The sequence below is a fragment of the Intrasporangium sp. genome (assembly GCF_032907665.1).
Classification (GTDB): Bacteria; Actinomycetota; Actinomycetes; order Actinomycetales; family Dermatophilaceae; genus Intrasporangium.
Genome location: NZ_JAJJPG010000022.1, coordinates 1 through 25448, shown reverse-complemented (window position 1 = coordinate 25448; position 25448 = coordinate 1). Strand labels below are relative to the sequence as shown.

Sequence of the window (25448 nt, the reverse complement as noted above, 5' to 3'; positions counted from 1 at the left end):
CAGGCAAGATCAGGCACGGTCAGGCGCCGGTATCGGCTGCGGGGGAGTGGACCGCCCCTGTGGGCCCGGGCTGTCGTGTGACTCACCGACATCGACGATGCCGAGGCGCTCGAGCAGGAAGAGCAGGGCCGCCGCATAGGGGTTCGCGGCAGTGTCGCGGCGCACGATGGCCCAGTCCACCTGCTCGCGCAGGGCCCGGGCCACCGGGATGTGGACCGCGTAGTCGCAGTAGTGCTCGCTGAGGGCGTTCAGCCGGTGGACGAGCAGGTCCGTCGCCGGCATGACCGGCATCTCGATCGACAGGACGCGCAGCGGGGTGGCGCGCCGGACGACGCTGCGGTCGGCATACGTGCCCGCGGGTCGGAAGATGACGTCGACCATCGCGTCGCCGACGAAGACCTTGAAGAGCCAGTCCTCCGGCGGCTGGACCACGTGCAGCCCCTGGTCGGCAAGCTGCTGGGCGAGGTCGGCCGCGTCCTCCTTGGCAACGAGGAAGTCGGCGTCGTGGTTCGGCTCCGGACCACCCCTGGCCCACACGCCGTAGCCGCCGATGAGCGCGAACGGCCGACCGGTCTGCTTCAGTGCCACGGCGACGGTCTTGAGCGCCTCACGGAGGTCATGCTGGTCTGGTTCACCCATGTATCGGCTGTACCCGCTGACGGGCGTGGCGTGCGGCCGGGCCACGGGGGTAACGGCACCTACATGCGAGTCGCGACCTTCAACATCCTCAACGGACGCGTGCCGACCGACCAGCATGTCGACCCGGCCGGTCTGCGCGAGGCCGTCAAGCGCCTCGACGCCGACATCCTCGCCCTGCAGGAGGTGGACCAGAACCAGCACCGGTCGGGGTTCAGCGATCTCACCTCGGTTGCCGCCGAGGCCATGGACGCACCTCATCACCGGTTCGTGGCGGCCATCCATGGGAGTCCGGGCGCGACGTGGGTGGCCGCGACCGGGGACGAACAGCCGGACTCCGCTGCCTACGGTGTCGCACTCCTCTCGCGCTATCCCGTCAAGGGCTGGCAGGTGCTGCGCCTCGAGCCGGTGCCCTTCCGCGTGCCCATGCGGTTCTCCGGACGTGTGCGCCCCTACCTCGTCACGGACGAGCCGAGGGTGGCCGTGCTGGCCAGCATCGAGACCCCGGTTGGCGAGTGGACGGTCGTCGGCACCCATCTGTCCTTCATCGACTGGTGGAACGCGCGCCAACTGCGCAAAGTGGTCCGCGCCACGGTCGACTGCCGAGAGCCGGTCGTGCTCATGGGCGACCTCAACATCGGGCCGGAGCGTGCCGCCCGCGTGACCGGCATGCAGGCGGCCGCCAGCCATCCGACCTATCCGGTGGAGTCGGCGCGCGAGCAGATCGACCACATTCTTGTCCGGGGCCCCGTCCGCATCGGTGAGACCGACGCGCCCGCGCTGCCCATCTCCGACCACCGCGCCCTCTGGGCGGAGCTGGGCTGACCCCGCAACACGCCCGGCAGTTCGCAACCGGATCGTGCAATTTCCGTGGCGCGCTGCGAACCACCGGGCGTGTTGCGCCGTGCCGCGGGGGTCTGCCCCGAGCGAGCCGGCCGAGCCTCACGACGGAGCTGCTGCGGCGGCTTACGCTGGACCTGTGGAGGGCCGCACGGAGCCTGGTGCGTCGCCGCTCGAGCTCCGGGTGGCGGGAGTCAACGACGTCCCCTCGATCCTCGACCTCTACCGCGGCCTCAGCGCCGAGTCGCTGATGCTGCGCTTCTCCGGCCCGGTCACTGACGCCCTGCTGCGCAGTGCCGCGGCGATCGACCCGTCGACCGACCATGTGGTCGTCGCGGTCGACGGCGGCCGCGTGTGCGGTGAGGCGCGTCTGCGCCGGGAGGTCGACGCCACCCACGAGGTTGCGCTCACCGTCGCGGACGACACGCAGGGTCGGGGGGTCGGCGCCGCACTGCTCGAGCGCCTGCGCGCCGATGCGGTCGAGCTCGGCGTCGTGACGTTGCGCGCCTCCGTGCGTCTCGACAACCGGCCCATGCTTGCCCTGCTCCGACGGGTGGGAGGTGCCTTGGTCCGGGCCACTGATGGTGAGGTCGTCTTCGATCTCGCTGCGGACGGGCAGATGCCGACCTGGCCCGCCGCGACCACCGCACGGCGGGTGCTCGTCGAGGCACCGGGCAGTCGGGAGCACCCCGTCACGACCGCCTTGCGCGAGGCGGGCCAGGCCGTGCGCCAGTGCAGCGGTCCGGGACGTGGGCGCCGTGACCCGTGCCCCCTGCTGGCCGCGGGGCACTGTCGGCTCGCTGACGAGGCGGACGTCATCATCTGTCTGTTGCCGCAGACCGATCCGGCAGGTGTCCAGGTGGCCGCCGCGCACGCCACCGACCGGCCCGAGCGCCTCGGCAACCCCTGACCGCCGTCCCGGTTGAGCGGGTCGGCGGCCGCAGGAGTCACGGCCGCGGCTCAGGCCCGGGACAGCGTCGACTCGGGCTCGGGGTGGGCCACGTGCGGGTGTCGCCGCTCGAGGGCGGCGCCCTCGACGTCGAGGTTGGGCAGGACCCGGTCGAGCCACTTCGGCAGCCACCAGGCCTTGTCTCCGGCGAGGTGCATCAGGGACGGCACGATGAGCATCCGGACGACGAACGCATCGACGAGCACGCCGAAGGCGAGGCCGAAGCCGATCGGCCGGATCATGGCGCTGTCGGAGAAGACGAAGCCGCCGAAGACGGAGATCATGATGATCGCGGCCGCGGCGACGACGCTGCGGCCGGCCCGGAGCCCCTGGACGACGGCGAGCCGTGCCGGCGCCCCGTGGACATACGCCTCGCGCATCCCGGAACCCAGGAAGAGCATGTAGTCCATGGCCAGGCCGAAGAGGATGCCCGCGAGCATCGTCGGCAGGAAGCTGAGGATCGGGCTCGGAGTGTCGACCCCGAAGATGGTCGAGAGCCATCCCCACTGGTAGATGGCCACGACGCCGCCCATGGCGGCGAAGTAGGACAGGACGAAGCCGAGCGTCGCGATGGCCGGGACGAAGATCGAGCGGAAGACGAGCACGAGGATGACGATCGAGAGGCCGACGACCAACGCCAGGTAGGCCGGCAGGGCGTCGGACAGCTTGTCGGAGATGTCGATGTTGCCGCTCGCCATGCCCGCCACGTCGAGGGTCACCGTGCCACCCATCGGCTCGAGCTCGCGGAGGCTCTGCACGAGCTGCTCCGTGGAGGCGTCATTGGGGCCGCCGGTCGGGACCACCTGGAACGCGGCGACCGTGCGCCCCTCCGACACTCCGATCGGCGCGACGGCGACCACGTCGTCCTGTCCGGCGATCTCCTCGGCGATCGCGGCCTGGGCGGTCACGTCTGGCGTCGCGCCCGGGACGCCGACGATGTCCGCGACGACGAGCAGGGGAGCGTTCCGGCCCGGCCCGAACTTCTCGGAGACCGTGGAGTAGGCCTGGTACTGCGTGGAGTCCACTGCCTCCGCCGAGCCGTCGGGGAGCCCGAGGCGCAGGTCGAGCGACGGCAGCGCGATGGCGACGAGGGCGCCGATCCCCAGCGCGATGCTGCCGACCGCCCGCCACGTCGACATCGGACGGAGCCGCTTGCCGCGAGTCGCCGCGACCGGAGTGACCGTGGCGGGATCAGCCGGGGCGGCCGCGAGCGCCGCCCGCTCCCGGCGGCTGAGGATGCGCTCGCCGATGAGGCCGAGGAGAGCCGGGGTGAGCGTGATGGCAATGAGGACGGCGATCGCGATGGAGAGCGCGCCCACGGTTCCCATGAGGCCGAGGAACGGGATGCCGGTGACGTTGAGTGCAAGCAGGGCGATGAGCACCGTCGAGCCGGCAAAGACGACCGCGTTGCCGGAGGTGCCGTTGGCCAGGCCGATCGACTCCTCGACGTCGTAGCCCTCCTTGAGCTGACGGCGGTGCCGGTTGACGATGAAGAGGGTGTAGTCGATCCCGACGGCCAGACCGAGCATCAGCCCGAGGACGGGGGTCACCGAGGTCATCTCGATGGCGCTGGACAGTGACATCGTCAGGAGAGCGCCGATGGCCACACCCACGAGGGCGGTCAGGATGGGCAGCCCCGCGCCGATGAGGGTGCCCAGCATGACGACGAGCACCACTGCGGCGACGACGATGCCGATGACCTCGCCGATGCCGAGGATGCTCGGGATGCCGGTGGCGAGCTCGGCGGAGTAGGAGACCTCGACGCCGTCGATGGACGGGCCGAAGGCGCCGATCACTGCGTCCTTGTCGTCCTGGGCGACATCCAGCTGGGGCTTGTCGAACAGCACGGTGACGATCGCCGCGCTCCGGTCCTCGGACACCATGCGGATCTCCGAGGAGAGCTCGAGCAGGCGGGCTCCCTGCTCCACCTGGTCCCTGCCCGCCTCGAGCTCGGCGCCCTGCTCGTCGAGCTTCCGGCGCCCGGCGTCGAGGTTGGCCTGCTGCGCCTCGAGCTGCGCAGCGACCTGGTCGAGCGCACCTGCCGCCTCGGCCTGCTCACGAGCGGCGTCGAGCTGGGCCTGTCCGTCCTCGAGCTGGGCCCGGGCGGCGTCGAGCTGCCGACGGCCGTCCTCGATCCTCGCTCGACCCTCCTCGATCTCCTGCTGCTGGGCCGCGCGCTCCGTCTCGGTCCGGAAGGGGTCGACGACGGTCGCGACGCCCTCGAGGCGGGATGCCTCGGCGGCCTGCTCGCTGATCGCACTCTGTTGCGCATCCGTGAGAGGCGACCCGTCGACGGTCTCGAAGACGATGGTCCCGTTGCCGCCCGAGGCGTCGGGGAGGACGTCCTGGAGCCGCTCCGTGACCTGGGCAGTGCGAGTGCCGGGGATCGAGACGGTGCTCGTGAGCGTGCCCGCACCGACCACGAAGGCCACGCCGGAGACGATGAGCACCGCGAACGACGCCGCGATGACGAGCCGGGCCCGCCGCGCCGCGGCCTGGCCGAGTCGGTAGAGGAATTCAGCCATGGCGTTCTCTCCGGGGAAGGGTGGAATGGGGTTCGGGGGTGGTGCCGGTCGACGCGACCGTGCCGTAGCCGTCACGGGTCAGGTCGACGAGCTGGCGCAGCAGATCGGCCCAGACCTCGCGGGAGGCTGCGTCGTCGGCGCCGCCGGTGATCGTGAACCAGCGCTCGTGGAGGATGACGAGGCCGCTCATGAGTGCGCCCACGAGCAGGTGGGTGGTCAGCCCGTCTGCGTCGGGGTGTCGCCGCAGGAGGGTCCTCGTGAGGTCGTCGCTCGTCTCGGTGAAGACGCGCAGGAGCATGGCCGCCTGGCGCGGCGAGGGCTCGCTGTGGTCGCCGCCGAGCACCCTCGTCAGGTAGGCCATCGGGGGGACGAGGTCGGTCGATGTGAGCGCGTCGGCGACCTCGTCGAAGAGCGACAGCTGCCGCCCGGGGCCGTCATGGGCCGAGGCGAGCGACTCGAACGTGCCGAGTACCCTGCCCAGCACCTCGCTGCAGGCGGCGATGACGATGTCGTCGACGGACGGGAAGTGGTTGAAGACGGTCCGCCGGGAGACATCGGCTTTGTCAGCGAGCTCGTCGACGGTGAACCCGGCAGCCCCGCGCTCGTCGAGGAGGGACCCCGCGGCATCGATGATGGCGCGCCGGTGCCGCTCGCGCACGTCGCCCCGACGGTCGCGCCCGTCGCCCCGACGGTCACGCCCGTCAGCCCGACGATCATCGGGACGGTCGCGCCCCTCACCCGGGAGGTCGCGCGCAGTCGACGGCCTCGAAGTCACATACTTACACTACGTGCAAGGATGCACTCAGTGCAATTCACTCAGTCGAAGAGGCCGCCCCTGAGCGGGCGGCTGACCTCGGTGGGGGTGGCGAGCAGCCCCTCGATCCACCTGTGGAAGGCCTCCCCGTCAGCGGTCTCGACCACCCGGGCGTTCGGCTCGAGGCCGTGCACGCCCCACGACATCGCCGAGTAGCCGCGCGTGAGCCCGGAGTCCGCCTCGACCGCCACGTGGTAGTCGCCGGCCTGCGTCACGAGCTCAGGGTGGAGCAGGATCCCCACCGACAGCGAGTCGGGGTGGGTCGTGCCGGGAATGCCCACGCTCTCGTCGAAGGCGAGGGTGGGTCCGCAGACGGTGAGGAAGAAGCGCGACAGCGGCGTCCCGATGGCGTCGATCCCCGCGAGCTGCTCTCGGCTGAAGACCGCGTCGTTGAGCGTCAGGGGCGCCCACGGCACGACGGTGACGTCGCGGAAACCGGCCTCGAAGACGACGTGGGCGGCGTGCGGGTCGACGTAGAAGTTGAACTCTCCCGCAGGGGTGATGTTTCCGCGGCCGTTGTTCGAGCCACCCATGATGACGAGGCGTTTGACGTTGTCCACGAAAGCCGGCTCCTTGACTGCCGCCATCGCGATGTTCGTCAACGGGCCGATCGCGACGACGGAGATCTCGCCGGGAGCCTCCGCGGTCAGCCGGATGAGCGCGTCGACCCCGTGCTCCTGCTCCGTCGCCGTCCCGGTGAAGTCCATGTCGAGGCCACCGGACCCGTCACCGTGCACGTTCTCCGCGGACACCCAGGGCAGCACGAGCGGGCGACGGCAGCCGAGATGGATCGGCACCGAGCCCAGCCGCCCGGCGGCACTGAGCGTCATCTGCGCGTTGCGCACCTGTCGGTCGAAGCCGACGTTGCCCGCGACCATCGTGATGGCGCGCAGGTCTGCCTCCGGGTCGAGCAGGCTCGCGATGATGGCGACGCAGTCGTCCTGTGCGGTGTCGGTGTCGAGGATGAACGGGATGGTCACGGCAGTCTCCTTGGGAGGCAGGGCGCCTCGCGGTTCAGTGGCGGGTGAGGACGGAAGTGACGCGCAGCCGGTCGGATCGGATCCACACGTCGGAGTACTCGATGGGGGCCCCCGAAGCCAGGTAGGTGACCTGCTCCAGGTGCTGCAGTGGTGAGCCGACCGGCACCTCGAGTCGTGTCGCGGTCTCCTCGTCGGCAGCCGTCGCGGAGAAGGTGCGTCGACCCGTGGCGATGCGCAGGCCGTAGCGCTCAGCAAGGACACCGAACAGCGTCTCCGCCTCGAAGTCGACGGTCTCGAGGCCGGGCGCCAGGTCGGTGCGGACGTAGTTGACCAGGAGTGCGACCGGCCCGGCCGCGGTGCTCCTGAGCCGGAGGAGGCGCAGGACCGCCTGGTCAGCCGAGGCGTCGAGAAGCGCGGCGACGGGTCGTGGCGGCGTCGTGAGCTCGCACGCGAGGACCCGTGTCGTCAGGGGCGTTCCGAGATCGGCGAAGTCCTCGGACAGACTCGTCAGCTGCTGCGCGATCGCCGGCTCGACGACGGTCGACGTGACGAAGGTGCCCTTGCCCCGGACCTGGACGAGCGCTCCCTCGGCGACGAGCGTCGACAGGGCGCGTCGCAGCGTCCCGCGGCTCACCCCGAGCTCGGCGGCGAGCTCTGGCTCCGGCTTGAGGCGGTAGTGCGCGGGCCAGGCGCCGCTGACGACCTGCTCGCGCAGCCACGCCGAGATGCGCGAGTGGAGCGTGGCGGGCACTTGGGCGGCATCCGCGCGCACCCAGCCCAGCGGCATACGGCCACTCATCCGATCAGTAGCTCTCCGTCGACGCGTCGGACGTGTCGGTGACGATGGCGATTCCTGCGCTCGTGCCGACCTTCGCCGCACCCGCGGAGAGGAGCTCGACGACCTGCTCCCGGGTCTTGATGCCGCCCGACGCCTTGACGAGCACGCCCTCGGGTGCCCGCTCCACGAGGTAGGCGATCGACGCGGGGCTCGCGACCTCGACCTGTCCGGACGAGGCGTTCTTGAGGTAGGCAGCGCCTGCCTCGCAGGCCAGCTCGACGGCAGCGGACTTCTCGGCGTCGGTGAGCAGGGGCAGCTCGAGCATCACCTTGACGGGCACTCCGCTGGCCCGCACGACGCCGGCGATGTCCTCGCGGAAGCCGTCGAAGTCACCGCTCCTGAGCCAACCCACCTGCACGCCCATGTCGAGCTCCCGGGCGCCGAGGCGGACGAGCTCGGCTGCCTCGGCGGCCTTCCCCGCGCTCGTCATCACCCCGACGGTGGGGAAGTCGAGGGCAGAGGCCACGGTGACCCCGGTGCCGCGAAGCACCTCTGCGGTGAGGGCGACCCACGAGCCGGCCACCATCGCCGCGTCGAAGCCGTAGTCGATCGCCTCCCTCGCATGGGCGATCGTCTCGTCGCGTGTCGTGCCGACGGCGATGAGGGTGTGCTGGATGTAGGGGGCGAGCTCCGGTCCGCTGAGCGCGGTGAAGTCGGTCATGGGGTTCCTTTCGATGCGGTCGTATGCCGCTGGGCTCGGTCTGCGCTCAGCCGGGCTCCGGGGCGGGGTGGCCATGGGCGTGCGCGTCGGCCGGGGTGGTGCGGCTGCTGAGTTCGGTGAGCTCTGTCAGTGCGGCGAGGTCCGCACGGTGGGGCAGCGCGGGGACCACCTCGGCGACCGAGACGGTGTGGGCGCCGGCGTGAGCCGCCCATCCCGCCGCTGCGTCGATGCGCTGTCCCTCGGCGAGGGCGACGGCCAACGCTGCCGTGAAGCTGTCGCCGGCTCCGGTGGTGTCGACGACCTCTCGGGGGGCGACGGCCGGGACGTCGCGTCGGCCTTCGGCGTCATGGATCAGGGCCCCGTGCGCTCCGAGGGTGACGACGACACTGCCGACGCCTTTGCGGTGCAGCTCGGCGGCGAGGTCGGCGGCCGTCTCCTGCGCGTCGGGGTCATGGCCGAGCAGCACGGCGGCCTCGGTGCGGTTCGGGGTGAGGACGTCGATGTGCTCCCAGACGTCCTCCGGAAGTCGCCTCGCCGGAGCCGGGTTGAGCAGGGTCGTCGTTCCGGCCTCGTGTGCGGTGCGCAGGGCGGCCACCGCGGTCTCGACGGGGATCTCGAGGGACACGACCGCGATGTCAGCGGCGGCGAGGTGGCCGCGGAAGGACTCGACGTGACCTGGGCTCAGGTCGTCGAGGGCGCCGGTCGCGATGACGATCCGGTTCTCCCCGGACGGCTCGACGAGGATCATGCCCACCATGGTGGCCACCCCGGGAATCGCGACCGTCTCTGCGGCGTCGATGCCTTCGGTGGTCCACAGCGTCCGCGCCGCGGCGCCCATGGCGTCGTCACCCACCGCGGTGAGCAGGGAGACGTCGGCTCCGAGGCGGGCGGCGCCGACGGCCTGGTTGGAGCCCTTGCCGCCGTGGCCTGACGAGAAGGTGCCCCCGGAGATCGTCTCACCGGCGATCGGCACCCGCGGCAGGCGCATCGTCAGGCCGACGCCATAGCTGCCGACGACCGCGACTCGTGCCCTGCCCGAGCTCATGCGACCCTCTCCGTCCGGTCCTGGGTTGCGCCGCACCGAGGTGTTCGGGCGTGCCATGTCCATGGACAACTATAGACATGGTTGCCAGCGGTACGGCCGCAGACCGGGTGTGCGTCAGGTCCGGGACGACGCGGCGAACGCAGGCAGGAGTGTCCGGGTGATGAGCTCGGCCGCCGACTCGCTGTCGATGCGGCCCGCGGTCACCTCAGTGGCGGCCCCGTGCATGACGCTGTGCATCACGGCCGCGAGCCACTCGATCGGCAGGTCGTCGCGGAAGGCGCCGTCCGCCCGACCGCGGGCGAGCAGGCGCAGGACGCGGTCCATCGGGCCGGCGTGCAGGGCCTTGATCTTCGCCGGGCCCACGACCCCTTCGGCCGCCTCCAGGAGCGAGCGGGAGCGCGCGACGATCACCCAGCTCGACTCGATGAGACGCCCCAGCGCGGCGCTGGCGTCGCCACCGAGGTCGACCCCCTCCAGGACGGCGTCACCCTGCTGAATGGCCGTGTCGAGAGCTGCCTCGATGAGGTCCGCCCGGGTCGGGAAGTGGCCGTAGAGGGTGTTGCGGCCCACGCCCGCTGCCTCGGCGATGTCGCCCATGCTCGTCGCCGGATCACGGCCGAGCTGCTCGATTGCGGCCTCGACGATCCGGGCGCGGTTGCGCTGGGCATCCGCACGCTGCATGGCAAGCGGCTTGGCCATGGAAATTCCCTTTCTCGGGCATCGATGTCTGACTTAGCCTACGCCTCGTAACTCATACATCACTATCCGACTTAGGAGTTCCCGTGTCAGAACCGGAGACCATCCGCGAGCACGAACACCAACCCGAGCGCACCGCGCCCGAGGCGGATCCGTACCCGCGACGCTGGCGGCTGCTGGCCCTGCTCGGGGTCGCCCAGTTCATGCTCATCCTCGACGTCACCGTCGTGGCCGTGGCGCTGCCCGAGATCGCGAGCGGCCTCGCCCTCGACCGCGCCGCGCTCACCTGGGTGGTCAGCGCCTACACCCTCGCGTTCGGGGCCCTCATGCTCGTCGGTGGCCGGAGCGCCGACCTCTACGGAAGTCGCGCCGTGGTCCTCGCCGGGTTGTCGCTGTTCACGGCAGCCTCCCTGACCGCCGGCCTGGCGCCCGACGCGACCGTCCTCGTGGCGGCCCGGGCGGCGCAGGGTGTGGGTGCGGCCCTGCTCTCCCCGGCAGCCCTGTCCGTCGTGACGAAGGTCTTCTCGGGAGCGGAGCTGGGACGGGCCCTGGGGGTGTGGTCGGCCCTGGGTGGTGCCGGCTCGGCCGTCGGGGTGCTGCTCGGTGGGGTCCTCACCGGTCTCGCCGGCTGGCAGTGGGTCTTCTTCGTCAACGTGCCGGTCGGCGCGGTCGTGATCGTGCTTCTCCTCCGGAGTCTGCCGGGCGACCTGCCCCGCGCGAGCAGTGGTCGGCTCGACCCAGCCGGAGCGGTGCTCGTCACGGCGGCCACCGGCGCGGCTGTCTTCGGGCTCATCGGTGCCGGTGACCGCGGGTGGGCCGCCCCGGTGACCCTGTCGAGCCTGGCCGGCGCCATCGTCCTCTACGGGCTGCTCGCAGTCTGGCTGCGCAGGGCCTCTGCGCCACTGCTCGACCCGAGGATCCTCGGCCGTCCCGTCGTGCGCGCAGGCCTCTTCCTCCTCTTCGTGGCCACCGGCCTGATGCTCACGGTGTTCTTCCTCGGGACGTTCTACCTCCAGGACTGGCTGGGCCACGGTCCGATCGCCACCGGCCTGATGTTCCTGCCCGTGGCGCTCGCCACGACGCTCGGCGCGCAGACCGCGGGCCGCGTCGTCAGCACTCGTGGGCCTCGGCAGGTGGCAGTCGTCGGCCTGAGCATCGCCGCCGCAGGCCTCGTGGTTCCCGCCCTCGCGTCCGGAGCCGTCGCCATGGTGTCGGCGGTGAGCCTGGGCAGCCTCGGCCTCGGTGCGGTCTTCGTCGCCGCCTCGACGGTCGCGTTGTCCACCGTCGACCACGCCGAGGCGGGCCTCGTGTCCGGCCTGCTCAGCACGTCCCACGAGCTCGGCGCGACGTTCGGGGTGGCAGTGATGTCGAGTGTCGCCGCGGCCAGCCTGGCCGCGGCGGCCTCCGGGGCGTCGGGTGCGTCGGGCGCAGGCGGGGACCGCGGCGGTTTCGTCCTCGCCTTCGGCGTGGCAGCGTTGGTCGCCGCCATCTCGGCGGTGGGCGCCCGCTGGATCGTTCCACCCAGCGCCGGCGCTGCCTGACACGAACGGCGGCCAGGGGCGCTGTGGGGCGTCACCTCGACGGATCGTCGGCGGTGGCGTCGCTCCCCGGCCCGAGGAGGTCCTCGAGCAGCGGACCGTAGCGGGGGTCGGGGAGCCTGAGGGACTGTGTCTCCGCGAGGGTGAACCAGCCGATGTCGTCGTGCTCGTCGGGCGCGAGGTTGACGAGCTCGCCCTCCCAACGGCTCACCGCCAGGAAGGTGATGTCCTCCGAGTGGTCGTCCGCCACCCACCGTGCCATGACCGCGCCGTCCACCTGAGCCTCGATGCCGAGCTCCTCCCGCAGCTCTCGCACCAATGCCTCCTCGGGAGTCTCGCCGTCCTCGAGGTGACCACCCGGGAAGTCCCACACGTCGGGGTACCACGCCCGGTCCGCTCGCCGATGACACATCAGCACCTGCGCCCCCCGCGTGAGCACCCCGGTCACCACGCGGTGGCTGATGTCTGGTGCGCCCGACTCCTCTCCGTCAGGTACCGCAGGAACCGTGCCGGCCACGCGTCAGGAGGCGAGGAGCAGGGACAGCGCCGCCGTGTCGGCGTCGTCCTCCGGGTCGATGCCGTCCACTGCCGCGAGGCGGGTCACGGTGCCCCGCCTGTCCGCCTCGATCCACGCGGCGCGGTGCGCGAGGCCGAGATGGGGGAGTCCGGGCAGCAGCAGGCAGCCGGAGGCCGTCTCGTACTCGGGCAGTGAGGCGACGGTGCTCGATGGCGGGTGCAGCACGGCGAGGCCGGGAGGCACGGGATCGGCGAACTGGCCCGGTCGCAGTGGGTGGTCCCCGACGAACTGGCCCTCGGCCAGGACGAGGCCGACCGAGTGCTCGGGCGCCTTCGCGGGGACGTCCTCGACGACCCGGAAGACGGTGCTGCCGTGCGGCAGCATGTGCGGGACGGCAGCGATGCGCACGGCGAGCAAGAGGAAGTGCGTCCACTCGACGGTGTCCTCGGGCCAGCGCCCGACGATGATGAACCCGCGCAGTGCACCATCAGCCTGGATCGGCGCGACCTCGACCTTGGGCTCGTTCTCCTCTTCCATCTGGCCCTACCCTCCACACGTTCTGAAGTGGTGACCTTGCTCCCTTCAGGATGCCACCACCGAGCCTTCCGGGCACGCATCGCCCGCCGCGTCGGAGCGTTGGGCATCCCCGGGCGCTCCGGGCTGGCCGGGCTCGCTGGACGAGTGCGGTCGGCTCGGGCGCCCGAATCGACATCCGGAGAACGGATGGTGCCTCGCGTCGAGATCGGGGAACGACCAGATCAGCCGAGCGTCGGGCGCCCGGAGGTCGTCGCCGCGATGACGCTCGCGAGTGCGGAGTGCAGTGCCTTCAGCTCGCCGACCTCCAACCCGAGACGGTCGATGACCTGAAGCGGCACCTGAAGGGCTCGCTCGCGCAGGGCACGTCCTGCGTGGGTCAGCGTCACTGCGAGCGCGCGCTCGTCGGCCGGATGCCGCTCGCGGGTGACGAGACCAGCGCGCTCGAGCCGCTTGAGCAGGGGGGACAGCGTGGCGGGGTCGAGGCTGAGCAGCCGGCCGATCTGTCTGACCGTCAACGGGTCCCGCTCCCACAGAGTGAGCATGACGAGGTACTGGGGGTGGGTCAGGCCGAGAGGCTCCAGGACGGGGCGATAGAGCGCGATGACGTTGCGTGACGCGACGGCGAGCGCGAAGCACACCTGCTGGTCCAACCTGAGCAGGTCGTCCGGGGCTGGCAGTGGCAGGTCTGCCGCCTCCGTGCCTGTCTCCGGTTTGCTCATGGAGTGCTCCTCAATCCTCTCGCCACGAATGGACCAGTACACTAATGATTAGTGCACAAACTATATTGAGTCCTGGAAGCGAGAAGTGGGGACGCATGGCGGGCAAGGGTGACAACGAGGGACTGTCCGTGGCCTATCGCATCGGCTACCAGTTGAGGCGCCTTGGCCTGACCTTCTTCGGTCCCGCGCAGCTCGGCGAGACGAGCGACCCGACCGCGCAGCTCGCGGCCGAGCGTGCGGCCAAGGTGGCCCGGGCGAGACGCGAGCGCGAGCAGCGCGAGGCCGAGGACGAGGCCCGGCGCCGCGCGTTCTGATTGGCATTCGTCACCCCGGGCGCCTGACGTCGTGGTGCACGGCGGTGCACGGCGGGGCGCGCGGTCGCGTCAACCGTGTTCCGGTGCGGCTCTTTCGGGTACCGTCGATACAACGGTCAATCCGCACGGTCTCCAGGAGGAGCCATGGGTGATCAGGTTGGACTCTTGTTCATGCTCGGGATGGTCGGCCTGCTCGTGCTGGGGCTGATCATGGTCAACCCCCGGCGCGGCACCAAGGGTGACGGCCCGGAGGCAGAGACGCTCAACCCCCACGTGGACGACACCGTCCGGGCCCGCGAGGACCACCCCGAAGGGGCCGAGCGGTCGCATCTCGTCGGGAACCCGCCGGTCGACACCGTGACGACGCATGGCTGGGGTGTGGCGACGCCGGGTGAGGGGGCGCTCGAGGAGCTGCCTGAGGACGTCCATCCGGAGCTGCACGACAGCGACCGCAAGCACCGCCCTCGCTGAGCACCACTCCACCCAGGCCGTATGCCGCTGGGCTGCGGCGCGCGACCACCTGCCCTCGGGCGCGTGGGAGGGCGACCGAGCCCAGCGGCATACGGCCGCCTCGTTCCGACCGCCTCGGGGCGGCACCGATCCACGGCGCCGGGTCGGGTAGCCTCTTCCGGCAGAACGGACAATCCGAGCGGACCAGGAGACTGAGTTGAGCAGCGGCATCCGGGTCGCCGCCCTCGCGGACATCCCCGAGGGCGAGGGTCGCGTCGTCGACCGCACCCTGACCGGCACGGACGACGACATCGCACTCCTGCGGGACCTCGACGGGCGCGTCTGGGCGCTCGATGACACCTGCCCGCACGAGACGGCGTCCCTCGCGGACGGCTGGATCGAGGGCGGACTCGTCGAGTGCCCGCTCCACGCGAGCAGCTTCTGCCTTCGCACCGGCGACGTGACGAACCTCCCGGCCACCGCGGGCACCCAGCCGCACCGGGTCGAGGTCGTGGGCGGCGAGGTCTGGCTCTTCCCGGGCGAGCGGCCCTGACCATGGCGGCCCCCGAGAAGGTCGTCATCGTCGGCGGCGGGATCGGCGGCGTCAGCGCGGCCGCCGGCCTGCGAGCCGGCGGCTTCCCGGGCGAGCTCGTCCTCGTCGACGACTCCGAGATTCCCCTCGACCGCCCACCCCTGAGCAAGGAGTACCTCGCCGGCACCCGCAGCCGGCCCGAGATCGCGCTCGAGCAGCCGGAGTGGTACGACGACCACGACGTGCGCCTGCTGGCCCGCACCCGGGTCGCTGCGTTGCGCCCGGGCGAGGGCGTCGTCGAGACGGATGACGGCGCGCGGCTGAGGGCGGACCGCGTCATCCTCGCGACTGGTGGCCGCGCCGCCCGCCCGCCGATCCCCGGAGCCGACGGCGAGAGGGTGCACGTGCTGCGCACCGTCGACGACGCCGACCGGTTGCGAGCGGCAGCGGCGTCCGAGACGCGCTTCCTCGTCGTCGGCGCCGGGCTGATCGGGGCGGAGGTGGCCTCCACGCTGACGGGGCTCGGAGTGGATGTCACCCTGGTGGACGTCGCGGCGCGCCCCCTCGCTGGGGCAGTGGGCGAACCGGTGGCGCAATGGCTGCACGACGTGCACCGTGCTCGGTCCGTCACGGTGCACCAGTGCGGCGTCGAGCGCCTTGAGTCCGGCGGTGACGGGATCCGAGCCCACCTCGGCGACGGGCAGGGACGTGTGGACGTCGACCAGGTCGTCCTGTCCGTCGGCATGGTCCCGGAGGCCTCACTCGCGAAGGCGGCGGGACTCACCACGGGGCGGGGGGTCGTCGTCGACCAGGACCAGATCACCTCGAACCCGGCCGTACTCGCGATCGGTGATGCGACTGAGCTGCGGGTGGACGGTGTGGCCGTGCCCCGCGGCGAGCACTGGGAGGCAGCGCGTCTCGATGGCGAGCGGGCCGCGGCCACGATCCTCGGTGCCCCGCGTCCCGCCGCGACGGCACCCTGGTTCTGGACCGATCGCCACGGGCTCCATGTCGAGGTCGTCGGCGAGATGGCTGCGGGCCGCATGGTCGTGCGGGGAACACTGGGCTCGCCGCCCTTCTCCGTCTTCGCGATTCGGGACGGTGTCGTGGTGGGTGCGGTGGCCGTCGACGACTCCAAGGCGGTCCGGGCCGCACGGCGGCTCATCGACCGGGTAGTCCCGGTCGACGCGGACGCCCTCGCGGACCCGACGACCGACCTGCGGCGCCTGCTGCGCGGCTGATCGGCGGGGCGGGGCAAGTCGTCCGGGCGAGCTTGGCGTGGTGGCCGCGCTCCGAGGAGTCGCGGCTCGTCTGCCCGGCGAGGTTGGCGTGGTGGCCGACTCGCATCGGCATCGGGTAGAGGAAGGCCATGGTGGTGGATGACGAGATGCAGGACGAGTTCGGCACGATGGCGGCTTGGACCCGCGAGGCAGTGACCGAGCTGGGGGCCGACCACGCGATGCCGGCCGCCTGTCGCGGCAGCGGTCGTCCGTCGGGCCTCGACTGGTTGCTCGCACGTCTCGAGCCTCAGTCCGGTGGTCTCCTGCTCGACGTGGGGGCCGGGCTCGGGGGCCCAGCCGCCTATGCCCGGGCGCGGGCTGGCGTCCGCCCGGTCTGCGTGGATCCCATGGGCCAGGCCTCGGCGGCGACGTCGGCGCTCTTCGGCCTGCCCGCGCTGGTCGGGGAGGGGGCTCGACTTCCGTTCATGGACCGGGCCGCTGGCCTGGTGTGGTCACTGGGCACCTTGTGCACGACCGACGACAAGGCGACCTGGCTCGCCGAACTGCGGCGCATCCTGCGGCCTGGCGGCCGGCTCGGGCTCCTGGTCGTGACGGCCACCGGTGAGTCGTTCTCGGTCCCGTGGGGCAACGCCTTCCCGTCAGTGCACGAGCTGACGGCGCTGCTCACGGCCGCCGGCTTCACCGTGCTCGACGAGATCTGGTCGGATGAGCTCGCCGATGCGGATGCCGTCTGGCAGGGGCGCGAGGATGCAGTCGAGGCAGCAGTCCGAGCGGCGCACGGCCACGATGACCGTTACGCGGCAATCAAGCTCCAGGAACGGCGGATGGGTGAGCTGCTCGAGTCCGGCAGGATTCGGGGGCGTCTCCTCGTGGCAGCCACATCGGGATGACGGCACGCGGGCCGGACCCGGTGATGCGTCGCGTGAGAGGCCGACCCGGAGCACGACAGACAGCCTGACAACACGGAAGAGGAGAGCAGTGCTCCCCTCCCTTTCCAAGGTATAGCGGACAGGGGGGCTTGCGGCAAGGCCCCGGTCGTGGCCCAGAATCGCCCTCCCAGCGCGATACACAGGGGAAGGTGAGGACGTGAACCCGTTGACCACCAGCGTGTTCGACCTTCGGGGGCACTTGGCCGCCAAGGCCGACCCGTCGTTGATCGGCGACGACGAGGAGCATTTCGCCGCTCTGGCACGGAGCCTCGAGGAGACGGTCGCGGACCTGTCGGAGCGGCTCGATGCGGAGCGTCGAAAGCCGGGGGGCACAGGGCAGGAGGCGATGGACCGGGACCTCGAGGTCCACCGGTTGACGGCTCGCCTGCGACTCCTGCGCCGCTTCGGCCTGGATCTGTGCCTCGGCCGGATCGTCGGGGAGGGCGGTGTCGAACCGGTCTACATCGGTCGACTCGGCCTCACGGACAAGGAGGGCCGGCAGCTGCTCGTCGACTGGCGCTCTCCGGCGGCCGAGCCGTTCTTCGGGGCGACCCACGCCAACCCGATGGGCCTGGTCAGCCGGCGCAGGTATCGGTGGAGCAAGGGCTCCATCAGCGACTACTGGGACGAGGTGTTCACCCCGGACGGGTTCGAGGGCAACGCGGCGCTCGACGACCAGTCCGCCTTCATCGCGAGCCTCGGCAGCACCCGGACACCCCGGATGCGTGACGTGCTCGGCACGATCCAGGCCGACCAGGATGCCATCATCCGTGCGGGATCGCGCGGTGCCCTCGTCGTGGACGGAGGGCCGGGCACGGGCAAGACGGTCGTGGCGTTGCATCGCTCCGCCTACCTGCTCTACTCCGACCCGCGTCTCGGCCACCGGCGGGGCGGGGTGCTCTTCGTCGGACCTCATCAGCCGTACCTCGCCTACGTGGGCGACGTCCTCCCCAGCCTCGGTGAGGAGGGCGTGCAGACGTGCACGCTCCGAGACCTCGTGCCAGAGGGGGCCACAGCGGGGGAGGAGGACGACCCCCACGTGGCACAGCTCAAGCAGTCGGCGAGGTGGGTCGAGGCGATCGAAGCCGCCGTGAGGTTCTACGAGGAGCCGCCGACAGAGGGAACGGAGGTCACGACCAACTGGTCCACCGTGTGGCTGAGCGCCGACGACTGGGCGGCAGCATTCGAGGCGCCGGCACCGGGCACGCCGCACAACGAGGCCCGCGACGAGATCCTCGAGGAGATCGTCACGATCCTCACGGACCGGATCGACGACGAGGACGTCTCGCTCGACCAGGTCCGCTCATCGGCGCTGAGGAACCCGGAGCTGCTCACCGAGCTCAACCGCGCGTGGCCGCTCATCGAGGCGACGGACCTCGTCGCAGACCTGTGGTCCGTCCCCGCCTACCTGCGCAGGTGTGCTCCGTGGCTCAGCCTCGAGGACGTCCGCGCGCTGAAACGCGACGACGCCCAGGCGTGGACCGTGCCCGACCTGCCGCTCCTCGACCTCGCCCGGAAGAGGCTCGGAGACCCGGCGGCGTCCCGTCGCAAGCGGCGGCGTGAGGTGGCCCTCGCGGCCGAGCAGGAGGAGCGGGCCAAGGTCATCGACCACCTCATCGAGAGCGACGACTCCGACCTGCTCATCATGTCCATGCTGCGCGGCCAGGACCTGCAGGGGGCGCTCGTCGATGACGCCGCACAGCCGGGCATCGATCCCGACGTCCTCGCCGGACCGTTCGCGCACGTCGTCGTGGACGAGGCACAGGAGCTGACCGATGCAGAGTGGCAGATGCTGCTGCTCCGCTGCCCGTCCCGCAGCTTCACCATCGTCGGGGACCGGGCGCAGGCGAGGCACGGCTTCACGGAGTCGTGGCAGGAACGCCTCGAGCGGATCGGGCTCGACCGGATCAGCCTCGCATCCCTCAGCATCAACTACCGGACGCCCCAAGAGGTCATGGTCGAAGCCGAGCCGGTCATCCGGGAGGCGCTCCCGGACGCGAACGTGCCCATCTCCATCCGCAGCAGTGGCCTGCCCGTCGTCCACGGCCGGGCCTCGGACCTCGGCGCCGTCCTCGATGCATGGCTCAGCGAGCACGACGACGGAATCGCTTGTGTCATTGGCGATCCCACGTTCGAGGCGACGTCGCGCGTCCGATCTCTGTCCCCAGAGCTGGCGAAGGGCCTCGAGTTCGACCTCGTCGTGCTCGTGGATCCGCAGGCCTTCGGCAGGGGGATCGAGGGTGCCGTCGACCGCTACGTCACGATGACGAGAGCGACCCAGCAGCTCGTCGTCCTGTCGAGCGACTGACGCTGCCCGCCGGACAGGCGGGAGGCCCCGAGGTCGAAGGCCCGCCGTGTCGGTCAGACTGGATGCGCTGCCGTCACCGGGATGCTCGCAGGGTCGGCGTGATCTGTTCGAGCGAGGGCGAAGGGCGACGGCGGGTGACGAACGAGGTGGGGCGCACGGACACGAACGGGCTCGTCAGGGCATTCCGGGATGCCTTCGGCCGCGAACCTGAGGGGGTCTGGTCTGCGCCCGGCCGGGTGAACCTCATCGGGGAGCACACCGACTACAACCACGGCCTCTGCCTGCCGATGGCGATCCCCCGTCGGACGCACGTCATCGCCAGCGCCCGTGAGGACCGCGTCGTGCGGCTCGTCTCGCGGCAGCTGCCGGGCGAGCGGACCGTCGCCCTTGACCGCCTGCTCGACGGCGACCGTGGTGGGTGGGCTGCGTACGCGGTCGGCGTGCTGTGGGCCCTCGAGCAGGCCGGTCACCGGGTCGGCGGACTCGACGTCCTCGTCGACGGGCGCGTCCCGCTCGGCGCCGGCCTCTCGAGCTCGGCTGCCCTCGAGTGCGCCGTGGCCCTTGCCGCCGTCGACCTCTTCGCGCTCCGTGGCTTCGACGGTGACGAGGGCCGCCGGGCCCTCGCCCGAGTCTGCGTCCGCGCGGAGAACGAGGTCGCTGGTGCCCCCACGGGGGGCATGGACCAGACTGCGTCGCTCCTGGCGCGACCCGACACGGTGCTCCTGCTCGACTTCGACGGTGACCACGCACCGCGCCATGTCCCGTTCGACCTCGATGCCCATGACCTGTCGGTGCTCGTCCTCAACACCCGTGCGCAGCACTCCCTTGACGACGGGCGCTACGGGAACCGGCGGGAGGAGTGCGCCCGCGCGGTAGACGAGCTCGGCGTCGCATCCCTCCGGGACGTCGGGCCCGCACAGCTCGACGAAGCCCTGAGGCGTCTGTCCGATGACCTGCTGCGTCGTCGGGTGCGGCATGTCGTCACCGAGGTCGACCGCGTGACCCGCACGGTCGAGGCGCTCCAGCTCGACGACCTCGCTGCACTCTCGGGACTCTTCGAGGAGTCGCACGCCTCCCTCCGCGATGACTTCGAGGTCTCCTGCGCCGAGCTCGACCTCGCCGTCGAGACCGCACGGGCGGCCGGGGCGCTCGCAGCCAGGATGACCGGCGGAGGCTTCGGCGGCTCCGCGATCGCGGTCATCCGGACGGTCGACACGGATGTGATCTCGGCGGCTGTCGAGCAGGCTTTCGCCGACCGCGGCTTTCGCGAGCCCGAGTGCTTCCCCGTCACAGCAACCGGTGCGGCGAGCCGCGAGCGCTGAGCAAGCCCAGCAGCATACGGCGTCGTTCTCGTGTGCGCCCAGTGTCGCGTTTCCCGGACTGGGGTGCGACATCGCAACGACGCCGACCGCAGCATCTGCCCTTCGACGAGTGACCCGAAACCGGGTCCGGGGTGGATCTGTGAGGGTGGCTGCCCAAGCCTGCCATCCTGACCGTCGATGACGACCTCGCGGTCTCGGCCGCCATCACGCGCGACCTGCGCAGCTGCTACGCCGACGTCCACCACATCATCCGGACGACGTCCGGGAGCGGGGCCTTGAGGCCCTGACCACGCTCGCACTGCGGGGCCACCGCGACCGTCCCACCTTCGGCGCGTGGCGAGCCCACCGGCATACGGCATCGTCGGGCCGAACCTCGTCAGAAGTCGCCGGCGCTGCGGCGGAGCCGCGTGAGGATGTCGACGAGGGCACGCTGGTCGCGCCCGGACAGGACGGGCTGCTCGAAGACCTCCGTGTTGAGCACCTTGGTGGCGCGCTCGGCGAGCTCCCGACCGGCGGGCGTGAGGGCGACGAGGTAGGCGCGCCGGTCGTCGGGGTGCGTCGACCGGGTGACGAGGCCGGCGTCCTCGAGGCGGTCGACGGCGTTGGTGACGCTCGTCGGATGCACCTGGAGACGGGAGCCGATGATCTTCATCGGGAGCGAGCCGCGCTTGCTGAACCACAGGAGCATGAGCACCTCGTAGCGCGCGAACGTCACTCCGAGGGGGCGCAGGGCCGCCTCGACCCGAGCGAGGACGATCTGGTGCGCGCGCATGAGGGAGGTGACGGCGGCCATGCCGTCCGCGGCGTCCGCCCACCCCGCCTCGACCCATTGGGCGCGTGCCCGCGCAATCGGGTCGAACTCGAGGCCTCGCCTGGCTTCAGCCGTCATGCGCACATGGTAGGGCCTGGACACGTTGACGTCCATTAGTTGGAAGTCCTACTATTTTCAGGTCAGTGCCGCACCGCCGCACCGCCGCACCCTGCCCGGAGGCCCCTCGTGAGCAACCAGAAGGCCGAGCTGCACCAGCCGGCTCACCATGTCCGCATCGTCACGGCGTCGAGCCTCTTCGACGGCCACGACGCGTCGATCAACATCATGCGGCGCATCATGCAGAGCCAGGGCGCCGAGGTGATCCATCTCGGCCACAACCGCTCGGTCCAGGAGGTTGTCGACGCAGCGATCGAGGAGGACGTGCAGGGCGTGGCCGTCTCCTCCTACCAGGGCGGGCACGTCGAGTACTTCGAGTACCTCGTCGAACTGCTCAAGGAGAACGGCGCGGGGCACATCAAGGTCGTCGGTGGGGGCGGCGGCGTCATCGTGCCCGAGGAGATCGCCCGCCTGCGCAACTCCGGCGTGACGATCTTCAGCCCCGAGGACGGCCAGCGTCTCGGTCTCGCCGGGATGATCAACACCGTCATCAGGGACTGCGACTTCGACCCGTGGGACGTGCGCGCCGCCGGCGTCGACGGCGTCCTCGCCGGCGAGCGCGCCGCAGTCGCGCGCGCCATCACCGGCGCCCAGGAGGGCGACCTCGACACTGCCACGCTCGAGACGGTCCGCGAGGCCGCCGGCCGCCGCCAGGTCCCCGTCCTCGGCATCACCGGCACCGGGGGCTCGGGCAAGAGCTCGCTCACGGACGAGCTCGTCCGCCGCCTGCGCCTCGACCAGCAGGACAAGCTGCGGGTCGCCATCCTCGCCATCGACCCGACGCGCAGCCGGGGCGGCGGTGCCCTGCTCGGCGACCGGATCCGCATGTCCTCGCTCGACGGCGACCGGGCGTTCTTCCGCAGCCTCGCCACGCGTGGCCACAGCCAGGTCCCGGCCAACCTCGAGGACGTCCTCGCGATCACCAAGGCGGCCGGCTTCGACCTCGTCATCCTCGAGACGCCCGGCATCGGCCAGGGCGATGCGGCGATCGTCGAGTACGCCGATGTGTCCCTCTACGTCATGACGCCCGAGTTCGGCGCGAGCAGCCAGCTCGAGAAGATCGACATGCTCGACCGGGCCGACGTCGTCGCCATCAACAAGTTCGAGCGCCGCGGGGCGGAGGACGCCCTGCGCGACGTGGGTCGCCAGCTGGTCCGCAACCGCGAGGCCTTCGGCAAGGGCCCCGCCGACATGCCGGTCTTCGGGACGAGCGCGGCCACCTTCAACGACGACGGGGTCACCGCGCTCTACCAGGAGCTGCGCGGCCTGCTCTCCGAGAAGGGCATGCCGGTCGAGGAGGGCGCGCTCCCGGCCGTCTCGACGAAGCAGTCCACGCGCATCGCCACCGTCGTGCCCTCCTCACGGGTGCGCTACCTCGCGGAGATCAGCGAGACGGTCCGCGACTACCACGCGACGACGAGCGAGCTCGCCGAGCAGGCCTCGCGCGTGCAGCGGCTCGAGGCCGTCGCTGCCGAGCTCGCCGACGCCGGCTCCGACGCCGCCCCGGTGGAGCAGCTGCTCGAGAGCGCCCGGGCCGACCTGCCCGCAGAGGTCGCCGACCAGCTCGCCGGCTGGCCCACAATCGTCGAGTCCTACTCCGGCGACGAGCAGGTCGTCAAGATCCGGGACAAGGAGATCCGCAACGTCCTGACACGCGAGTCCTTGTCGGGCAACAAGATCCCGCGCGTCGCCCTGCCGCGGTATCGCGACCACGGCGAGCTCGTGTCCTTCCTGCGCCGCGAGAACCTCCCGGGGTACTTCCCCTACACGGCCGGCGTCTTCCCCTTCAAGCGCGAGGGCGAGGACCCGGCGCGGATGTTCGCCGGTGAGGGCGACCCGTTCCGCACGAACCGCCGGTTCAAGCTCCTCTCCCAGGGCCAGCCGGCCACCCGCCTCTCCACCGCCTTCGACTCGGTGACCCTCTACGGCCGCGACCCCGACCCGCGTCCGGACGTCTACGGCAAGGTCGGCACCTCCGGCGTCTCCATCGCGACGATCGACGACATGAAGGCGCTCTACGACGGCTTCGACCTCGTGTCACCGACGACGTCGGTGTCGATGACGATCAACGGTCCCGCGCCGACGATCCTCGCGTTCTTCCTCAACACGGCCATCGACCAGCAGCTCGAGAGCTTCCGCGAGCGCGAGGGCCGCGAGCCGAGCGACGCCGAGGCCGAGGAGATTCGTGCCTTCGCCCTCTCCAACGTCCGCGGCACCGTCCAGGCCGACATCCTCAAGGAGGACCAGGGCCAGAACACCTGCATCTTCAGCACCGAGTTCTCGCTGAAGATGATGGCCGACATCCAGGAGTGGTTCATCCAGCACAAGGTGCGCAACTTCTACTCCGTGTCGATCTCCGGCTACCACATCGCCGAGGCCGGGGCGAACCCCATCAGCCAGCTCGCCTTCACGCTCGCCAACGGGTTCACCTACGTCGAGAGCTACCTCGCGCGGGGGATGAACGTCGACGACTTCGCCCCGAACCTCTCCTTCTTCTTCAGCAACGGCATGGACCCGGAGTACACCGTCCTCGGCCGGGTGGCCCGCCGCATCTGGGCGATCGCGATGAAGGAGAAGTACGGCGCGAACGACCGGTCGCAGAAGCTCAAGTACCACGTCCAGACCTCGGGCCGCTCCCTGCACGCCCAGGAGATGGACTTCAACGACATCCGCACGACACTCCAGGCGCTCTGCGCGATCTACGACAACGCGAACTCCCTGCACACCAACGCCTACGACGAGGCCGTGACGACCCCGACCGAGGACTCCGTCCGCAGGGCGCTCGCGATCCAGCTCATCATCAACCGCGAGTGGGGCCTGGCCGCCAACGAGAACCCGCTGCAGGGCTCCTTCATCGTCGACGAGCTGACCGACCTCGTGGAGGAGGCGGTGCTGCGCGAGTTCGACAAGATCACCGAGCGGGGCGGCGTGCTCGGCGCGATGGAGACCGGCTACCAGCGGGGCAGGATCCAGGACGAGTCGATGCTCTACGAGCACCGCAAGCACGACGGCTCGCTGCCCATCATCGGCGTCAACACCTTCCGCAACCCGCACGCGGACGACGAGGAGCCGAGGACGATCGAGCTCGCGCGCGGCACCGAGGAGGAGAAGCAGAGCCAGCTCGCCCGGGTGCGCGCCTTCCAGCAGGCGAACGCGGACGAGGCGAAGGTCGCCCTCGAGGAGCTCCGGAAGGTGGCGATCGAAGGCGGCAACGTCTTCGACGTGCTCATGCGCGCGGCTCGCGTCTGCTCGCTGCAGCAGGTCACCGAGGCCTTCTTCGAGGTCGGCGGCCAGTACCGGCGCAACGTCTGATCGCTCGGGGGCTCACGGCCGCGGACGGCCTGCGCCCCCGAGTCCCCCCGAAAGGCCCGCGTGGTTGGGTTTGCGTATGCGTCCTGTCGATGATCTCGGGTATGCCGTGGAGCTGGCTCGCGCGCCCCGGCGTGTCGTCTCACTCGTCCCCTCCCTCACCGAGGCGATCGCCGCGACCTGCCCCGAGGTGCTCGTCGGGGCGACGGACTGGTGCACGCACCCGGCCGACCTCGACGTGCGCCGCGTGCGTGGCACGAAGAACCCGGACCTCCGCGCCATCCGTGAGCTGGCGCCGGACCTCGTCGTCGCCAACAAGGAGGAGAACCGGGAGCTCGACGTCCGACGCCTGCGCGAGAGCGGGGTCCCGGTCTATGTCACCGACATCGTGACCGTTCCCGGTGCGCTGGAGTCCCTCGGGCGGCTCTTCTCGGTGGTCCTCGACGCCGGCGAACCGGACTGGCTCCGTGCGGCGCGCGAGGAGTGGTCCGGGCCGGTGCCGAAACCGACGGTCGCCGTCGCCGTGGCGATCTGGCGCGACCCCTGGATGGTGGTCGGTAGCAACACCTACACGGGCGACCTCGTCGCCCGGCTCGGGTGGCACAACGTCTTCGGGGCTCACCCGGACCGCTACCCGCACGTCGACCTCGCCCAGGTCGACCGGCCGGACGTCGACGTCGTGCTCCTGCCCGACGAGCCCTACGTGTTCACCGCCGACGACGGGCCCGAGGCGTTCAGCCGGTCGCGCACGGCCCTGTGCAGCGGCCGGCTCCTCACCTGGTACGGGCCGGCCATGGTGGGAGCGAAGGCCGCACTCCGC

General features: G+C 71.1%; 24 protein-coding genes. 12 read left to right on the top strand and 12 right to left on the bottom strand.

All coding sequences use genetic code 11. From position 1 onward, the window contains the following. Positions 1-9 precede the first annotated feature (9 nt). The gene (locus LOY02_RS05530) at positions 10-639 is read right to left on the bottom strand and encodes a nucleotidyltransferase family protein (protein ID WP_317181333.1); all 630 of its coding nucleotides are present in this window, start codon (positions 637-639) and stop codon (positions 10-12) included. Between the two features lie 63 nt (positions 640-702). Here LOY02_RS05530 and LOY02_RS05525 point away from each other — a divergent pair, with 63 nt between their 5' ends. After that, positions 703-1461 carry an endonuclease/exonuclease/phosphatase family protein gene (locus LOY02_RS05525; RefSeq protein ID WP_317181332.1) on the top strand — a complete coding sequence of 253 codons (759 nt, stop codon included), beginning with the start codon at positions 703-705 and terminating at the stop codon, positions 1459-1461. A gap of 154 nt (positions 1462-1615) precedes the next feature. Next, entirely contained in the window at positions 1616-2386 is a 771-nt protein-coding gene (locus LOY02_RS05520; protein WP_317181331.1) for a GNAT family N-acetyltransferase, read from the top strand. 50 nt (positions 2387-2436) lie between these two features. Here LOY02_RS05520 and LOY02_RS05515 read toward each other — a convergent pair whose 3' ends face one another. From LOY02_RS05515 to LOY02_RS05485, 7 genes are all read right to left on the bottom strand, one after another. After that, positions 2437-4950: an MMPL family transporter gene (locus LOY02_RS05515; RefSeq protein WP_317181330.1), complete on the bottom strand. Its 2514-nt coding sequence runs from the start codon at positions 4948-4950 to the stop codon at positions 2437-2439. Continuing rightward, a complete protein-coding gene (locus LOY02_RS05510; protein WP_317181329.1) occupies positions 4943-5725 on the bottom strand; it encodes a TetR/AcrR family transcriptional regulator in 783 nt (260 codons plus the stop codon). Before LOY02_RS05510 ends, LOY02_RS05515 begins: the two co-directional genes overlap by 8 nt. Positions 5726-5766: 41 nt before the next feature. Then, positions 5767-6744 carry a nucleoside hydrolase gene (locus tag LOY02_RS05505; RefSeq protein ID WP_317181328.1) on the bottom strand — a complete coding sequence of 326 codons (978 nt, stop codon included), beginning with the start codon at positions 6742-6744 and terminating at the stop codon, positions 5767-5769. A 34-nt stretch (positions 6745-6778) separates the two neighbouring features. Continuing rightward, positions 6779-7531: a GntR family transcriptional regulator gene (locus tag LOY02_RS05500; protein WP_317181327.1), complete on the bottom strand. Its 753-nt coding sequence runs from the start codon at positions 7529-7531 to the stop codon at positions 6779-6781. A 16-nt stretch (positions 7532-7547) separates the two neighbouring features. Beyond that, positions 7548-8243 carry a deoxyribose-phosphate aldolase gene (deoC, locus tag LOY02_RS05495; RefSeq protein WP_317181326.1) on the bottom strand — a complete coding sequence of 232 codons (696 nt, stop codon included), beginning with the start codon at positions 8241-8243 and terminating at the stop codon, positions 7548-7550. A 46-nt stretch (positions 8244-8289) separates the two neighbouring features. Beyond that, positions 8290-9288: a ribokinase gene (locus tag LOY02_RS05490; RefSeq protein WP_317181325.1), complete on the bottom strand. Its 999-nt coding sequence runs from the start codon at positions 9286-9288 to the stop codon at positions 8290-8292. Positions 9289-9402: 114 nt separating this feature from the next. After that, positions 9403-9987: a TetR/AcrR family transcriptional regulator gene (locus LOY02_RS05485; protein WP_317181324.1), complete on the bottom strand. Its 585-nt coding sequence runs from the start codon at positions 9985-9987 to the stop codon at positions 9403-9405. 83 nt (positions 9988-10070) lie between these two features. On the opposite strand from LOY02_RS05485, the gene LOY02_RS05480 reads away from it, so the two are divergent. After that, positions 10071-11525: an MFS transporter gene (locus LOY02_RS05480; RefSeq protein WP_317181323.1), complete on the top strand. Its 1455-nt coding sequence runs from the start codon at positions 10071-10073 to the stop codon at positions 11523-11525. 31 nt (positions 11526-11556) lie between these two features. On the opposite strand, the gene LOY02_RS05475 is transcribed toward LOY02_RS05480, so the two are convergent. The 3 genes from LOY02_RS05475 to LOY02_RS05465 all read right to left on the bottom strand — a co-directional run bounded on the left by LOY02_RS05475 (position 11557) and on the right by LOY02_RS05465 (position 13295). Beyond that, positions 11557-11970: an NUDIX domain-containing protein gene (locus LOY02_RS05475; protein WP_317181322.1), complete on the bottom strand. Its 414-nt coding sequence runs from the start codon at positions 11968-11970 to the stop codon at positions 11557-11559. A 72-nt stretch (positions 11971-12042) separates the two neighbouring features. Then, entirely contained in the window at positions 12043-12576 is a 534-nt protein-coding gene (locus tag LOY02_RS05470) for a peptidase (protein WP_317181321.1), read from the bottom strand. A 221-nt stretch (positions 12577-12797) separates the two neighbouring features. Beyond that, positions 12798-13295 carry a MarR family transcriptional regulator gene (locus tag LOY02_RS05465; protein ID WP_317181320.1) on the bottom strand — a complete coding sequence of 166 codons (498 nt, stop codon included), beginning with the start codon at positions 13293-13295 and terminating at the stop codon, positions 12798-12800. Between the two features lie 95 nt (positions 13296-13390). Here LOY02_RS05465 and LOY02_RS05460 point away from each other — a divergent pair, with 95 nt between their 5' ends. From LOY02_RS05460 to galK, 7 genes are all read left to right on the top strand, one after another. Then, a complete protein-coding gene (locus tag LOY02_RS05460; protein WP_317181319.1) occupies positions 13391-13609 on the top strand; it encodes a hypothetical protein in 219 nt (72 codons plus the stop codon). Between the two features lie 144 nt (positions 13610-13753). After that, complete coding sequence (locus LOY02_RS05455) at positions 13754-14080, top strand: hypothetical protein (RefSeq protein WP_317181318.1); 327 nt, start codon at positions 13754-13756, stop codon at positions 14078-14080. Between the two features lie 196 nt (positions 14081-14276). Further along, positions 14277-14612 carry a non-heme iron oxygenase ferredoxin subunit gene (locus LOY02_RS05450; RefSeq protein ID WP_317181317.1) on the top strand — a complete coding sequence of 112 codons (336 nt, stop codon included), beginning with the start codon at positions 14277-14279 and terminating at the stop codon, positions 14610-14612. Positions 14613-14614: 2 nt separating this feature from the next. Then, entirely contained in the window at positions 14615-15832 is a 1218-nt protein-coding gene (locus LOY02_RS05445) for an NAD(P)/FAD-dependent oxidoreductase (RefSeq protein WP_317181316.1), read from the top strand. Positions 15833-15960: 128 nt separating this feature from the next. Beyond that, on the top strand, positions 15961-16722 hold the full coding sequence (locus LOY02_RS05440; protein WP_317181315.1) for a class I SAM-dependent methyltransferase: 762 nt from the start codon (positions 15961-15963) through the stop codon (positions 16720-16722). Positions 16723-16918: 196 nt separating this feature from the next. Then, positions 16919-19069, top strand: coding sequence for an RNA polymerase recycling motor ATPase HelR (gene helR, locus LOY02_RS05435; RefSeq protein WP_317181314.1), 2151 nt, complete (start codon positions 16919-16921; stop codon positions 19067-19069). Positions 19070-19203: 134 nt separating this feature from the next. Further along, positions 19204-20391, top strand: coding sequence for a galactokinase (galK, locus tag LOY02_RS05430; protein ID WP_317181313.1), 1188 nt, complete (start codon positions 19204-19206; stop codon positions 20389-20391). Between the two features lie 376 nt (positions 20392-20767). Here the strand turns inward: galK and LOY02_RS05425 are convergent, their stop codons facing one another. Further along, entirely contained in the window at positions 20768-21280 is a 513-nt protein-coding gene (locus LOY02_RS05425; protein WP_317181312.1) for a MarR family transcriptional regulator, read from the bottom strand. A 108-nt stretch (positions 21281-21388) separates the two neighbouring features. Here LOY02_RS05425 and icmF point away from each other — a divergent pair, with 108 nt between their 5' ends. Continuing rightward, entirely contained in the window at positions 21389-24631 is a 3243-nt protein-coding gene (gene icmF / locus LOY02_RS05420) for a fused isobutyryl-CoA mutase/GTPase IcmF (RefSeq protein ID WP_317181311.1), read from the top strand. Positions 24632-24707: 76 nt separating this feature from the next. After that, positions 24708-25448 (top strand): helical backbone metal receptor (locus LOY02_RS05415; RefSeq protein ID WP_317181310.1); only part of this gene is annotated, 741 nt, incomplete at its 3' end.